The 14,558-nt window shown below is 45.7% G+C and carries 16 protein-coding genes; 1 reads left to right on the top strand and 15 read right to left on the bottom strand.

Annotated elements, in window-relative coordinates:
* Window positions 1-45 precede the first annotated feature (45 nt).
* The 14 genes from DESLBE_RS19235 to DESLBE_RS19165 all read right to left on the bottom strand — a co-directional run bounded on the left by DESLBE_RS19235 (window position 46) and on the right by DESLBE_RS19165 (window position 13,544).
* Window positions 46-846, bottom strand: coding sequence for a methyltetrahydrofolate cobalamin methyltransferase (locus DESLBE_RS19235; protein ID WP_015945346.1), 801 nt, complete (start codon window positions 844-846; stop codon window positions 46-48).
* A gap of 357 nt (window positions 847-1,203) precedes the next feature.
* Complete coding sequence (locus DESLBE_RS19225; protein ID WP_015945347.1) at window positions 1,204-1,377, bottom strand: hypothetical protein; 174 nt, start codon at window positions 1,375-1,377, stop codon at window positions 1,204-1,206.
* Entirely contained in the window at window positions 1,325-1,528 is a 204-nt protein-coding gene (locus DESLBE_RS19220) for a 4Fe-4S binding protein (protein WP_080518300.1), read from the bottom strand. The genes DESLBE_RS19225 and DESLBE_RS19220 overlap by 53 nt, the downstream gene beginning before the upstream one ends.
* A gap of 36 nt (window positions 1,529-1,564) precedes the next feature.
* The gene (locus DESLBE_RS19215) at window positions 1,565-1,954 is read right to left on the bottom strand and encodes a rhodanese-like domain-containing protein (RefSeq protein WP_144677934.1); all 390 of its coding nucleotides are present in this window, start codon (window positions 1,952-1,954) and stop codon (window positions 1,565-1,567) included.
* A gap of 172 nt (window positions 1,955-2,126) precedes the next feature.
* Complete coding sequence (locus DESLBE_RS19210; protein ID WP_144677933.1) at window positions 2,127-3,038, bottom strand: LysR family transcriptional regulator; 912 nt, start codon at window positions 3,036-3,038, stop codon at window positions 2,127-2,129.
* A 266-nt stretch (window positions 3,039-3,304) separates the two neighbouring features.
* Window positions 3,305-3,730: a universal stress protein gene (locus tag DESLBE_RS19205; protein ID WP_005815877.1), complete on the bottom strand. Its 426-nt coding sequence runs from the start codon at window positions 3,728-3,730 to the stop codon at window positions 3,305-3,307.
* A 40-nt stretch (window positions 3,731-3,770) separates the two neighbouring features.
* Complete coding sequence (locus DESLBE_RS19200) at window positions 3,771-5,039, bottom strand: ectonucleotide pyrophosphatase/phosphodiesterase (RefSeq protein WP_144677932.1); 1,269 nt, start codon at window positions 5,037-5,039, stop codon at window positions 3,771-3,773.
* Window positions 5,040-5,157: 118 nt separating this feature from the next.
* Window positions 5,158-6,090 carry a 4Fe-4S dicluster domain-containing protein gene (locus DESLBE_RS19195; protein WP_144677931.1) on the bottom strand — a complete coding sequence of 311 codons (933 nt, stop codon included), beginning with the start codon at window positions 6,088-6,090 and terminating at the stop codon, window positions 5,158-5,160.
* 24 nt (window positions 6,091-6,114) lie between these two features.
* A complete protein-coding gene (nrfD, locus tag DESLBE_RS19190; protein WP_144677930.1) occupies window positions 6,115-7,365 on the bottom strand; it encodes an NrfD/PsrC family molybdoenzyme membrane anchor subunit in 1,251 nt (416 codons plus the stop codon).
* A gap of 33 nt (window positions 7,366-7,398) precedes the next feature.
* Complete coding sequence (locus DESLBE_RS19185) at window positions 7,399-8,175, bottom strand: 4Fe-4S dicluster domain-containing protein (protein WP_005815883.1); 777 nt, start codon at window positions 8,173-8,175, stop codon at window positions 7,399-7,401.
* Between the two features lie 12 nt (window positions 8,176-8,187).
* On the bottom strand, window positions 8,188-9,771 hold the full coding sequence (locus DESLBE_RS19180; RefSeq protein WP_058490474.1) for a [FeFe] hydrogenase, group A: 1,584 nt from the start codon (window positions 9,769-9,771) through the stop codon (window positions 8,188-8,190).
* A gap of 789 nt (window positions 9,772-10,560) precedes the next feature.
* Window positions 10,561-10,977 carry a PaaI family thioesterase gene (locus DESLBE_RS19175; protein WP_018305538.1) on the bottom strand — a complete coding sequence of 139 codons (417 nt, stop codon included), beginning with the start codon at window positions 10,975-10,977 and terminating at the stop codon, window positions 10,561-10,563.
* Window positions 10,978-11,016: 39 nt separating this feature from the next.
* Entirely contained in the window at window positions 11,017-11,892 is an 876-nt protein-coding gene (locus DESLBE_RS19170; RefSeq protein ID WP_018305537.1) for an MBL fold metallo-hydrolase, read from the bottom strand.
* Window positions 11,889-13,544: an AMP-binding protein gene (locus DESLBE_RS19165; RefSeq protein WP_144677929.1), complete on the bottom strand. Its 1,656-nt coding sequence runs from the start codon at window positions 13,542-13,544 to the stop codon at window positions 11,889-11,891. The genes DESLBE_RS19170 and DESLBE_RS19165 overlap by 4 nt, the downstream gene beginning before the upstream one ends.
* A 414-nt stretch (window positions 13,545-13,958) precedes the next feature.
* On the opposite strand from DESLBE_RS19165, the gene DESLBE_RS19160 reads away from it, so the two are divergent.
* The gene (locus tag DESLBE_RS19160; RefSeq protein WP_018305535.1) at window positions 13,959-14,207 is read left to right on the top strand and encodes a hypothetical protein; all 249 of its coding nucleotides are present in this window, start codon (window positions 13,959-13,961) and stop codon (window positions 14,205-14,207) included.
* A gap of 91 nt (window positions 14,208-14,298) precedes the next feature.
* On the opposite strand, the gene DESLBE_RS19155 is transcribed toward DESLBE_RS19160, so the two are convergent.
* Window positions 14,299-14,529, bottom strand: a complete 231-nt coding sequence (locus tag DESLBE_RS19155) for a hypothetical protein (RefSeq protein WP_005815894.1) — start codon at window positions 14,527-14,529, stop codon at window positions 14,299-14,301.
* Window positions 14,530-14,558 lie beyond the last annotated feature (29 nt).

Genomic DNA, 14,558 nt, shown 5'->3' with positions numbered 1-14,558 from the left:
ATAATTCCCCCTTATTTTAATTAAATATGTTCATTCGGACATGATTTATTTCTGTCCGAATTTACCTTCCCGGTAGGCTCCGATGTATTCCATGCAATATTCGTCCTGGCCAAGGAGTGCTTCTGTAGCAAAGATCATGCCCATCAGGTCCTGTTTGGTGGGATCGACGATAGCACTGTCCATCCCTGCGCCCATCGCCAAGACGATAAAGGCCTGATTGACCAGTCTGCGAATCGGCAGGTTAAAGGAGATATTGCTGGCTCCGCCGGTGATATGAATCTTAGGATATTGAGCTTTGATCTCCTTAATGACTTCCATAATGGCCAGGATGCCATCCTCGGAGGTGCAAAGCATTTGCACCAAGGGGTCAATGTGCAAACGTGACGGGGCAATATTGTATTGTTTGGCTTTAGCCATAAGAGTGCCGAAAACTTCCAGACGCTTTTCCGTATCTTGAGGAATTCCTGTGTCATCACACAAAAGAGCGACACATTCCCATTTCGTATCGGCGATGATGGGGAAGATCACTTCAACCTTGTCTCCCTCCATAGATACGGAATTAATCAGTCCCGGCTTGTTGCAGAATTTAATGGCTTCAGCAATCACGTTGGCGTTGGGGCTGTCTATAGCAATAGGAATATCGGAAACCTCTTGTACCAAATCAATAAGCCACTTCAGGGTTTCCAGTTCGATGTCATTATCTACGGAAGCGCAGACATCAAGGAAATTGACACCTGCTTCCGATTGTACTTTCGCCAGATTGCGAATAAAGTCTGCATCTTTAGCGGCAATGGCTTTAGCTACAGATGGAATCGCCCCATTAATTTTTTCACCAATGAGTATCATTAGAATCAACCTCCGTTTTACTTTTTGTATTGACAAATTCCCTGGTATTGGATAAGTTCTTGTCTCGTTGCTCAGGCCATTTGTTCAGCTGTATGAGGACCAAAAGGGTGAGGTCTCCTTTTATAGTTCAGTTGTCTATACAACCTAACATTTATTTATATTCGCTGTTCAACCCAATAATCCTTTTATACTTTTTTGAATTTTATAATATTTATTTTCTTTTCTTGCTAATTATTCGACATTATGTCCTATTATCCCCCTTTTTATTTAATACAACTCGCAGAATACTGTCTGCAGGTTTACGGGCCAAGCATACAAAAAGCTCCATAAAAATCATTGATTCTTACGGAGCCGCTCCTAAATTATTCTGGCTATCTGCGCTTTGATCTCTGCTATCTCTTCTTCCAGCTCTTCTCGAAGCATGATTAATTCCGGCTTCACGGAATGAGCAGGCCAGCGCTTGAGGAGATCGTCAAGCTCACCCTGAAGATGGGCTAATCGATGGGTGAGTGCGAAAAGCAATGGCTCCATGCATGCAAACCTCCATACATTCCTCACATTCATTACATTGCTCTGGATGGACAACAGGGAGGTGGGCAACCATTTTGATCGCTTCATTAGGGCAAGCTCTTAGACAACGCTGGCAACCATGACAAAGCTTCTCCAGTATAAATGCTGCCATCATACCCCTCCTTTTCTTTTTGGCCGGGCATCCCTGCTATTTCCCGGATACCGTTGCAAAGGGCCAATGGATAATACCACCGATATTTTTCACCTTGACATAACCTAGTTTAGATAAGATTCTGACGGCAGCGGCGCTCCGATTGCCGCTCCGGCAGTACACCAGAATCTCTTTATTTTTATCGGGCAGCCTTTTCGGCGCCTGGGCTTTCAAACTGTTCAACGGCATCAACAGACTTTTGGGGATGTGCCGTTCCCTGTATTCTTCCTCGCTTCTCACATCCAGAAGAATGATTCCTTTGGTGGTGTCCAGGAGCCTTTTTGCTTCATCAGGACTTATTTTAAATTTTTTAGCGCGGTGGCTCCTCACGAGCATCCAGGCACCCATCAAGACACCCAGGACAATTAAGCCCAAATATTGTTCCATCCATTCCCCTCCAATACCCCCTATGGGTATACTAAGTATAAAGCTTTGCTTTTTAATTGTCAATGATTCCGCCTGGGTCGTGATCGAAAAGAAATGCTCTGATAAAAAATAAAAGCTCGTGCAAACATTACGCCGCGCACGGGCTATTCTATCAGGCACTATTCATCCTCTGTTAAACAACCCGCTCCCATCTTTTGTAAAATGCGCGTGTGCACTCGATGAAAGTGCTTTCAGCATGGGTCAATTTGCGCCGTGGATATGCCATATAAAAATTGACGGGCGCATCAAAATCGCTGACTTTTAAGGGAGCCCACAAGGCGTTTTCCACATAAAGATCGCGATAAGCAAAGCTTGAGGGAAGACAGGTGATGGCTTTATCGCTGACCACCATACTCTTCAGACTTTCCCGGTCGCTGAAATTATACAAACCGGAGCTGATGAGGGACAATTTGGGGTGATTAAGATACCCTGCCAAGATGTCCTGGTCGCAAATCGGCGTAGCTACAGGATAGCGTTCCAAAACCTCTTTTATGGTCAATGCCCCTTGCCCGTGAAGGGGGCTTTTGCAGCTGGCAAACACACAGAATTTATCTTCATAGAGCAATTCAATATCGAACTCCGCCTGATCGATGGCACTTAACCATGAATTGTTGAAAATTCCAATCGATCTGTTTGAACGTGTTAAAGCCGTAAAAATTTTTTCCGGGCGAGTTTCATGGACATAAATCGGGGCAGCGGGCATGGATTTACGGTAATCTTCAATGATCTCCAGAATTGCACTGTTGCTTACCGCCGGAGCAACCGCTAAATGGATTTCCTGACGGGATTGATGTTTACCCGATAGTCTGTATAACTCATCAACCTGGTCAAGAATCAACCCGGAGATTTTAAGGACTTCCTGACCTGCCAGGGTCAATTTTGCCCCCGCTTTGGAACGGATAAATATATCAACACCCAATTCGTCCTCCAAGCTATTAATGGCATTGGTCAGGCAGGGCTGGGTCACGTGAAGCCTTCTCGCCGCTTCAACTAAAGACTTACAGTTGGCGACCTCCTTAACATATTCCAGCTGTTCAATACGCATGTCCATCACCATTCCAAACCTAAATCGGATTTTTTTATCGGCGACTATCAACAATAGAATTCTTACAGCGCTATTGTACCCTGGCAACTCCATAGAGAAGGTTTGCACTTTCACTTTTCTGCTGATATTATACTGCAGCCCTTTACTATGCACAACCCTTAGCCGGAGTCCTGTTTGACGCTTAAAGATACAAGCGGGATAACAAGAAGAGCCTTAAGGAAAACATCAAACTGACCTTAGGGCTCTTTTCCTTGGAAATCTGCTTATTACCGCACGACTATCGTTGTGCAATGAGCGTGAGTCAACACTTTAAGACTGATGCTGCCAAGAAAGAATCGGGATAGGGTATTCATTCCCCGACTTCCGATGACTATTTCTGTGGCACCAATTTTTTCTGCTTCTTCACAAATAATTTCCGCCGGGTCCCCCGTCCGGATACTTGTTGTAAAGGTAATTCCCGTGTCTTTAAACTTTTCGATGGCCTGTGCCATAATCTCTTCAGCCTCGGACACCAGCTCTTTTTCCATTTCAATGGCATCGTATATTACCCGGGTTGAATAAGAAGTCACGGATTCCCTTACATGAATAATTTCTACTTCAGCATTATTATGTTGAGCCATGATCAATGCGTAATCCGCTGCCTTAAGAGAGTTTTCGGAACCATCAAAAGCTAGTAATATCTTTTTAAGCATCTAATCACTCCTTTTTATTTTTAATATAAATATAACACATTCAACTGAAAATTTCCCTCAAAACCCTTCCGTCGCCATGGGTAAAATCTACTCCTAACATGGCTCCTAAAGTCGGAGCTATATCGACCATTTCGAGGGGACCCAAGGGGTGATTCTTTTTTATTCCGGGACCTGAGGCGATAAAATTGCAGCGATAGCCTTCCCGATCCGGCAAGTAACCATGAGTGGCATACTTTTTGTTCATAGCCTCTAAATCCAGAAGAACCGGCGCCTCAAGCCTATCATCAAAGCAGTATCCTCTCCTGGCCTCCACCATAGTGGTTATGGATGGCTCCACATGCAGATCCTCCAGCTCATTTCTGAGAAGAATTTTCTCAATGCCATACTGTTCTGCTTTTAAGGCCTTTTCTAATACTGCCAGGGCCAGGGCTTCAGCCTCCTGATCCCCTTCTTTAATATGGAGGTAAGCCCCTCCCCCTGCACTCTGCAGATAAGCCCGCCACTGCATTTTGCCTCCTTCTTCGGAGATCAGCCCCTGTTCCAGCAAGAGACGGTTGAGGCGGACTTTATAGCGGACATCCAATTGACCATGATCCCCGATCACCATCATCACTGTATTATCCTCAATACCGGCTTCCTCCACTGCCCGGCGGATGCCGCCCAGTCTCCCATCCATACGGATGATGGCCTCCCTTACTTCCTTGCTGTCCGTCCCGTATCTATGCTTGGCATCATCCAGTTCTATGAGGTGCACCAGCAGCAGATTGGGGGTTTTTCTCCTGATGGTATCCACAGCACACCGGGTTGTAAAGTCATCCAAATAGGGCTGTTCTACCCCCTGGCGACAGCGTCCATGGCGCAACTCCATACCTATACAGAAAAAGGGGCTGCCATTCTTCAACACCTTAACAGCCTGATTTTCCCCGCGAACAGCGTGTACTTCAGGCATATTATACTTGAGAGAGGATTTCCCCGAAACAGGCCATAGAAGTCCGGCTGCCGTCAGGTTATGCTCCTTCACGGCATCGTAAATCGTCGGGACTTTAATGGCATCCCGAAACCAGAACCACTCCTGATCCTTCTCCGGAATAAAGGGCTGAAAGGGGTTATTGTGAAAGATACCGTGTTTATCAGGATAAACACCGGTCACCATGGTGGTATGTACGGTGTAGGTCAGGGTTGGGTAGACACTTTTCAGCTTTGTGCTGTAGGCACCGTTTTGAAGCAGCTTTTCAAGGTTAGGCAGAGATTGGGCCAGCTCCCAATTCCCTTCGGAAAAAGCGTCATAAGAGATGACGATGACATGCATTGTATCACCCTTTTTTCATTAAGCTGTTCCTCTTCTTTGGGTCCAGTCTAAAGGAAAGTTGCCTAAAATGCAAAGGACCTCCTGCTCAGGTCTATCCAAAAGCAGGAGGTCTTGGCCGTCATAACCGCTGTTTTCCTTGATGTACAAGAATTTTGCCTGTAAACAAACGATAAGACAGGGGTTTATATTCCATGCTTAAGGCTTGGGAGCGGCAGATATTAAGGCACCTTCGGCAGCCGACACATTTCAGAGGTTCATAGATCAGGGTTAACTGTTCACCCTTTTCCTTGTTCGTTAAAGCTCCCTGAGGGCAAACCGCCGCGCATTCGCCACATTCTCTGCACCCTTCACTTACCTCCAAGGCCGGCAGGGGGAGTGCTCCAAGGGCAGACTTTCGGGATTGCCAAACTTCTCTCAGGAATTGCCGTGCCTTGGGAATAGGATAGGCTTCATCGGAAGTGATCCCCGGCAGCATGGCTTCAAGTTTTTCACGGCCGATGTCCCGCCAGCCCTTCCCCCCGCTCCGGGCTTGAACCGATGTGATCTCCCCGCCCGGTGCACTTCCTCCGTCATCGGGGGCGACTTTAAGCCTGAGCGCCGGATGATCCGGCCATGAAGTGTGGATCTCCTTAAAAACCTGTACACTCACTGCGCAGGCTTTTTTATCCGGGCATGCTGCACATACTCCGGTGACGAGGGTCACTTCCTTCTCTCCGGCAGCTATCAACAAGGCCAGCCATGAATCCCGGTCGAGAATCCCCAGACAGGGAATCTCATGGCCGGCGTTCATGGCCTGGGGACAGTTCAGCACGATCTTCTCCGCCTCCAGCATAAACTCATGAAGCTTGGAGGTGCTGTAGTAGATAAAACCATCACTGGGACAAACGGCCATGCAGATCCCGCATTCTGTGCAGCGCTGGCTATTGAGTTCACGATATAGGGAAATGGCTTGATGGGGGCAGGAGTCGATGCATAACCGGCACAGCTTAACATAGGGTTTTTTGGTGTTGAGGCAGTTATGGTGATGATGGACCATTTGACAAGTATACATAACCAAGACACCTCTTTGGGGGGATTATTTGCCGGCCTGGCGCTCGATGTGACTGGGCAGAACCGCTCTTCTCTTCGCAGCGCCGGTCTTCGCCCCTTTTGCGGCCACGGCTTCGGATTCATGATGTCCGAGAATATTGAAGTTTTCGGCGATGAACAAATAGGCTAAGCAAGCGATGGAAACCAAACCGAGGCTGACGATAACCTCTGTCCAGGCAGGGAAATAATGGCCGCCGTGTTGGTTCAGATAGCTGCCCATTCCCGTGAACAAGACATCAAACCTATTCATGACCACCCCGGCCACAGTGAGGATGCCAAATCCAATCAGCCCTTTGCGGGTGCCGGACAGGGAACTGAAGGCGATAATGATGGGCAGGATGCAGCCTAAAATCAGTTCACCCAGGAACATGATGCTGGGCAGATCAAAGGCCAAAACATGGGCAAAGGTGCCTCTTACCGACATATCGGCAATCTTTAAGATCACATATAAGATCATGGCCCCGCCGGATATTCTGACCAACCCCTGCAGGACGGAGGTATCCACCTGATGATTAAGGGCCTTCCCGGCCAGACTGCTTTCGATAATGATCATGCCTGCTCCCACGAAAAATGAGGATAACAGGAAGAACAGCGGCAAAAGGGGCGACCACCAAAGAACATTTACTTTGCCCACCATGATATAAAAGAGCTGGCCCAGTGAGGATTGGTGCAGTGTGGGCAGGGTAATGCCGATGATCAGCAGCACGGGCATGGCTTTTTTCAGGTATTTATGGGCTCCTTTGAACACTTTCTCAGTGGCTACTTCACTGAACTCCAGAACCTGAATCAGGGTATAGCAGGAGATGCACCAGAAGACTTCAAACAAGACGCTGGCATGACCCCAGGAGACATAAGGTCTCCAGAAGAAGAACCATTGCCCTACTTCAATCAATAGCCCCAGGACGACAACGATATAACCTAACAATGAGGTCACCATGGCGCTTCTGGCGATGGGGTAAAATTTATCCCGGCGCAGCACATAGACGATGAGAGCGGTTCCGTAGCCGCCTCCGGCCAGGGCCACCCCCAACAGAACGTCAAAAGAAATCCATAATCCCCATGGCCACTGGTCGTTAAGGTTGGTGGTGGCCCCCAGTCCCGCGATGAACCTCACGATGATGACTGCTATCGCCGCGGCGGCGATGGCCATAAACACCCATCGCATGGGGGTCATTCTAAATGTCCACCGGGTACTTTTCTCTCCGGCCTTATTTTTAAATGTAGTAATCACTTCCATAGCCGATACTTCCCTCCATTCTTTTGGACTTTATCAATCCAGCGGTTCTTTGTTTTTGTTATTAATGAAAAACAATCCGGCTAAAACAGCCGCCCAGCTGACCCCGATAATCGGTGTGGCTTTCATATATCCTTCGGTATAAGAGGGCAGGGGCTCGGTGGTGACATCCGTTCTGAATCTCATCTCTTCCAGGGGGGTATCGGAAATATAGAGCCAGGAGGTTCCCCCTGCTTCCTTCTCCCCAAAGATTTTGTCTATATAACCCTTTTCCTGAATGCGTTTTTTGGCTTCTGCCAGCAATTCGTCCCTCTCCCCGAAGGTCAAGGCTCCTGTGGGGCAGACTGAGGAACAGGCCGGTTCCATATTATTGGCCACTCTGGTCGGGCACATCTGGCATTTCCTGATGCCGGGAACGGCCTTTTTCCATTCATATCTCAGCATATCAAAAGGGCAGGCCATCATGCAGTAGCGGCAGCCGACACACAGGCTCTGATCATAGATGACCGGTCCTTCGGGAAGCTTCTGAATGGCCTTGGAGAAACATGCTGAAGCACAGGCGGGCTCTTCACAGTGAAAACACTGGGTTTTGACATATCTGCGCAGGTCGGTGCCGTCCTTCTGCAGGTTATACCGGTTGATGGATGTCCATTCTTCAGGCCAGAGACCATGGTTAGGCTCCACCGCCCGATCTAAGGCTGTTTTGTTTTTTTCCTGTTGATCCCATTCAAGTTCATTCCATAATTTACAAGCTACTGAACACCCTTCACAACCAATACATTTGGGTATATCGACAAGGACTCCCTTTGCCATAGCTGCCACCTCCTAAACTTCATACTCATGGCTTTGGGGTTTCTTAGCGTCAAACTCTTCAGCCCTGGAAATATAATGGGTATGCAATAGTTCTTCTGCCTTCTCACTCAAGGGCGAAGTTAAGAACTCGGCATAGACTTGCTTAATCTGCGGATTATCATGACTGTTGCGCAGCTTTGCCTGGGCATCGATCTTATATAAGGATGCGGCCCGGGTGTTGCGCACCCCGTCTGAAGGAGGAGCCGATGACCGGGGCTGTCCGCCGCCGTATTGGCAGCCGCCGGGGCAGGCCATGACTTCGATGAAGGTCCAGGGAGAGTTCCCTGCTTTCACTTGTTCCATGATGGCTCTGGCATTATCCAGGCCGGAAATGACTGCAATCCTGATCTCACCGGCACCGGGAATAGAAACTGCCGCTTCTTTGACCCCTTCCATGCCCCGTACCGGAGTTAGTTGCCAAAGCGCGGCAGGGGGCTGTTCTCCTGTGACCAGATAGTAGGCGGAGCGGACGGCCGCTTCCATAACGCCGCCGGTGGTCCCGAAGATCGCCCCGGCTCCGGTTGCCACACCCATCAGCTGATCATACTCTTCATCGGGAAGAGAGGGCAGATCGATCCCCGCTCTCTTGATCATGCGGGCCAGCTCTCTGGTGGTAAGGACCACATCCACATCAGGGGAAACCTGCTCATCCTGCCAATAGGTTTGAGCGGAAATCATTTCCGGGCGCTGACATTCAAATTTCTTGGCTGTGCAAGGCATGATGGCCACCGAGAAGATCTTCTGGGGCTCGACATGGTTCTTTTCCGCAAAATAAGTCTTAACCAAAGCTCCGGCCATCTGCTGGGGAGACTTGGCTGATGATAAATTGGGAAGGAGTTCAGGGTAATAATACTCGACAAATTTGACCCACCCCGGGCAGCAGGAGGTGAACTGGGGAAGAGGATGGTGCAATTCCCCTGTAATACGCTTAACCAGTTCTGTGCCTTCTTCCATAATGGTCAGATCCGCCGCGAAGTTCGTATCAAAAATTACGTCAAAGCCTAATTTTCGCAAAGCGGCGACTTGTTTGCCCTGGACATTGGTTCCCACAGGCAGCCCGAATTCTTCCCCCAAGCCGATACGAGTGGCCGGCGCAGTCTGCACCACCACAGTGATCTTGGGATCGGCGAGAGCCTTGGCTACTTGATCAATATCCTCCCGCTCGGAGATTGCTCCGGAGGGGCACCAGTGGATACACTGCCCGCAATTGATGCAGGGAATTTCGTTTTTAATGGGCAGTTCGTAGTTCCCATACACGGATTGGATGGTTTTACATACTTCGATGCATTGCCCGCAGAGAATGCACTTTTGGTCATCTCTCCTCAGGGCAGGGTTTTCCGGATCAATGGGTACACGGCCGCGCACATTGGTGGGCCAGCCCCCCGGTTCATTGTATTGGGTCGGCATCCAGCCCTCACCGCCCACCGCACTGGCCGGGGTGAGGGGTTGGCCGCAACCTGTTAAGCTCAGGGAGGCACCGGCGATACCTGCCCCCCCGGCAAATTTAAGGAAGGAGCGTCTGGACAGATTGCTTCCCTTTCCTGCCTTACTTTCCATGTCTACTACCACCTTTTTAGTATGTCTTTTGCATGATTGCTGTTGAAATCCAGACTGAAACGGGTGCTTTAATTGCATCATCAATAATTGCAGTTCATAGTATTTAATAAATTTAAGAATTTTCTTTCATTAGTATAAGAACCCACTTGCACTTACAAGGGTAATCTCTTAAATATTCTCTACAAGCAATCCCTGGCTTAGGATAACTTGTATGTTTTCTAGCACAAAAGAACCTTCATACATTTATAATAATTTTAAGCTTTTCTTTAAATTAACTGTAATGCTCCTTTCAATGAGGTTGTTTGAACTGGCAACTAATTAGGTTTCAGCGATTCATCATATGAAAATTCAACATTTTTTTCATTTTTCCTTCTAAAATTTCTAAAATAGTCTAATATTTTCAAAACATTTCGCAGTTTAATCTATTATTTGGAAACGCAAACAAATACCTTTCCTTTGAGGGCTCTCTGTTATCTATAATATATATATTTAATTTTTTACCATAAAAAATAAGACCAGCTCATATGAAGCGTTAATTTTTACTGTAAATTATATTGTATTTATTCAATTCAGGCTGCGGGTCTGGTTCTTAAAGGATTCTATCCCCGTCACTAATGAAGTCAGTGGTCTTCAATATCATGGGTTGACATACCTTTGGCATACGTAGCGATAATATGATCTCTGGAATTTTAGCTTCTGTGGCACCGTAGCGTGACTTGAATCATTATATACCAAACGAAAAAACACCCCGGTTTCTCAAGCACAGAGTGTTTTAAGCAATTGAACTATTCAAATCGTTTTTAAAAATGAATCCATATCCACCCTGAGGTAGAGCCCTTTGGCATCTGCCACTACTTTATCTCCATCTGTAACTTTCCCCTCTACATAAATCTTTCTTCCTTGGCGATTGGCAATCCATGCTTCGACAACCAGGTGATGCCCGATTAGCGCAGGATTGACAAAGTTTGTATTTATGTTAAGTGTCAGCGTAGTTTCTCCAGACGACTCAACCGCATGAAACATTACTTCATCCAATAACATGCAGATGAACCCTCCGTGCATTAACCCGTCGAAACCTGAAAGATTCTCATGGACATCAAGTTCCATATGAGATTTTCCATTCACATTTTTAGTTTTAAGATGAAGACCAATCGGATTCTTCTCACCGCAAACAAAGCAATTTTCAGCATACTCTTTTTCTGACATCCTGTTCTCCTTCCTTCTTAAAGCGAACTTATCCCTTTACTATTGTACGTAATACAATTGACCGTAACGGGTTATTTTTTCTGCCTTTAATAATCGTTGAAGATGAAGTGTAATTGCTGCTTTCTCGGTTACTCTACGGAATTCGTTAAAAGTTCTCACCGGTCCATAAAAAATATGCAAACAAGTTAATTCTTCAATAGTTGAAGGTTTTTTCAATGTTTTCAGCAGTTTTTCTTCTCTTTTATAAATAACATCCAAGAACTTTTGGAGTCTCTGCTCAATATTATCCCTGATTATTCCATTGTGTGAGGTTATTAAGACCGCGGGTTTTATTTCTCTGCACAATTCAATGGACTCGATAAAGTCGTCTATATTGCTGCATAAATGACCGTACCAAGGGCCAAAAAGACGTGCGTCAATCTCTGCACTAAAGAGATAGGAATCATTAATAAGGAAACAGCAATGCCCCGGAGTATGACCCGGTGTATGGATGACTTTCAGGCGATTTTTACCAAAATCCAAAATTTCTCCATCATATAACTTCCGTTTTATTGGCATAGGATGAATATCATAGGTTCTTGCATATTCCTCCCAGACCTTACCCTCACTTAGTTCATGAAAACCTAAATAATCCCTGTAACAATTTAATGACTGGATTGCCGGAGCATCATCTTCATGAGCCCAGATTTCAGCCGAGGGAAATTTATAATTATTCATGGTATGGTCAATGTGGAAATGAGAACTAATGATGATATCAATGCCTTTTTTTTGAAGACGCTCAATGTTTGAATCTCCACAGGCACAATCAATCAGGACTTTGATATCGTCATCAATAAGTAAACTGTTTGAATGCGGAGGGCGTGCTTTATTCGGTGCTTCAATAAATTTAAGGTTCTCCCCAATATTACTAATCATTTAAAGCCTCCTTCTAAAGAATCAAACCCTTTCATCCTGTTACTGTTTAACGCGCGCAGTGCCTTCCTGTTAATTTTATGAACTGAAGTGCGAGGAAGGGCATTAATGAATTCCACCTCGTTAGGTAGCTTATATGCGGCCAGATATTTCCGACAAAAATCCTTAATCGCCAGGTCACTCACTTTCTCTCCGGATTTAATCACTACATAAGCCTTCACTGTTTCTCCCCGTTTTAAGTCAGGGACTCCGATTACTGCTGCCTCTAATATTTGGGGATGACTGTTTAATATATTTTCAACTTCAGAACAGTAAACATTAAAACCACTGCAAATGATCATGTCCTTTTTCCGGTCAAGGATAAAGATAAACCCTTCTTCATCCATATAACCAATATCTCCGGAATGCCACCATCCCTCTTGGAAATTCAATGCTGTTTCCTTAGGATTTTGCCAGTATTCCTTGACGATCTGGGGACCCTTAAAGCATAATTCTCCCACTTGACCCAACGGCACTTCTTTAGTCCCCGTAACTATATCCACCACTTTACAGTCTGTGTTGGGATAAGGTATTCCTACACTTCCTGCTTTTCTTTTCGTCATTGGATTACTGGCAACTGCCATGGATGTCTCAGAAGCTCCATAGCCCTCGATAATCGGCACTCCAACTATACTTTCAAATTTATCCATGATGGACATGGGGATGGACGAAGCTCCACATCCTATATGCTGCAGTTTATTCATTTTTGATTCGGCTAACTTGGGATGTAGGCATAAAGCCCCGATCAAAGCGGGAACTCCTAACCACACATTTGGTTCGTATTGGTTAACTGCCTCTAAAATGTTGTCCGGAGTAATTTCCAGCATGATAATAATGCTTCCACCAATGAGAATATTAGCATTAAATGTTGTTTGAAATCCATGAATATGATACATGGGAGTCGAGGATAAAACCTTATAGTTTTCCAGGTTCACAAAATATTGGCACATTTGTTTCCATCCTGATGCCATAGCGATAAGATTAAAGTTTGTGATACAGCATCCTTTGCCGACTCCCGTTGTGCCACCTGTATAAATAATCAGCCCGATATCATCAAGCAAGACCTCTTCCTCAGGTTCAACTTCCCGTCCTTTTTCAACCAAGTCCTTATACATGATCAGAAATTCCTTTTCTTGGACCTTAAGGGGTGGATTTTGGGTTGAAACCACAATTATTCTTTTCAGCACATCTTGGTTTTCCAGCAGTATTTCACAATTAAGGTTTAGATTCAGATCTAAGCAAATAACCGTTTCTGCCTTACAGTTAAGATACTGACATAGTAGCTCCCGCTTTGTATAGCGAGGATTGGTCGGTACGACAATAGCACCGATTTTAAAACAGGCATGTGCTGCAATTAAAAATTCAGGCAGATTGGGAAGATTGATTACGACCCGATCTCCTTTTTTGATTCCCATATCTAACATTGCATTGGCTAATCTACAGGCTGATGTATTGGCTTCATAATAAGTAATTATCTTATTCAAATAATAGATATAGGGCTTATTCGGCTGTTTTTTGACTAAAGAAATAAACTGCTCCTTCAGCGGTATATCGGTATAAATAGGTGAAAGATCCACACCTGGATCATAGAATGGATACCAAGGTTTTCTTTCCATTCGTCTAGGCCCCCTCAAAAATCCTTTTCTTATTATCTTGCATTTTCAATGCCAATGTGAAACAACCCACTATCATGGGGTCTTGGGGGGGGCTGGGACGGGAAACCCCATTTATAGGAATTATCTGTCCCAAATTAAACCGTCCAAAACTTCTTATTAAACCCGGCGTTACTTCGTAATCAAAGCGCTGCTCCGCCAACCGGCAGGAAATTCAATGAATTTTCTCCTGGCATCATTATTGCATATCATCCAGGTGAGCTGACTTAAGAGAAAGTCAACCCCTGAACCCACTCGAAAGGACGAGGTGTATGTGTCATCATTGCTTCGGCTGTAGTCCGTATTGCTCAAACCGTCATGATGGGAGGCCTGCCCAGACCCCGCCTATTAAATGTCCTCTATGCGGACGAGCCAATCGTGTTGAAAATCAGCAATGCAAACGATGTGGAACAGGTTTGCACGAAGTTTCCCGAGAAGCTGACCTATCGTTCCAATCCAAATGTCTATATACCGGGAAGATATGTGACAGCCCTTGCCCACTGGCTGATATGTTACACGATGATCATTGCGAAGAAACTCAATGTCCAAGAGGATGAGCAGAATTATTTAGGTGACAGAACTATTAACGCAGAAGAAAGAAGCTGGTCCTATGGCTGTTTTATATAGGATACCAGCTTCTTATCTTTTCAGCTTCAGATTTGGAATTATTTTTAACTCCACTTAGAGTCAGTTCCTTTATTGCTTATAATGCCAACTCTTATGGTCTTCCGTCCGCTGTGCAAGTCTCTGATCCTCTCCACTCCACAACGAACTTACCCGACTCGAGTTTTAAGGCTACGTACTTAACCTTTTGCGGGATATCCGGGAATCTTTTGCTATTGCGTGTTAATGCCTTGGCATAAAGCACAGCTAAGGTCTCATCTTCAATTTCTTCCTTATGATCATAGGCCTTTTTAGCATTTAAAATATCTTCTTCGGTGATCTTCAATTTTAGCTCCTCCTTTTTAACTCATTAAG

It is taken from the genome of Desulfitobacterium sp. LBE (genome assembly GCF_007830365.1).
GTDB classification, from domain to species: Bacteria; Bacillota; Desulfitobacteriia; order Desulfitobacteriales; family Desulfitobacteriaceae; genus Desulfitobacterium; species Desulfitobacterium hafniense.
This window is presented reverse-complemented; position numbering and strand designations above follow the sequence as displayed.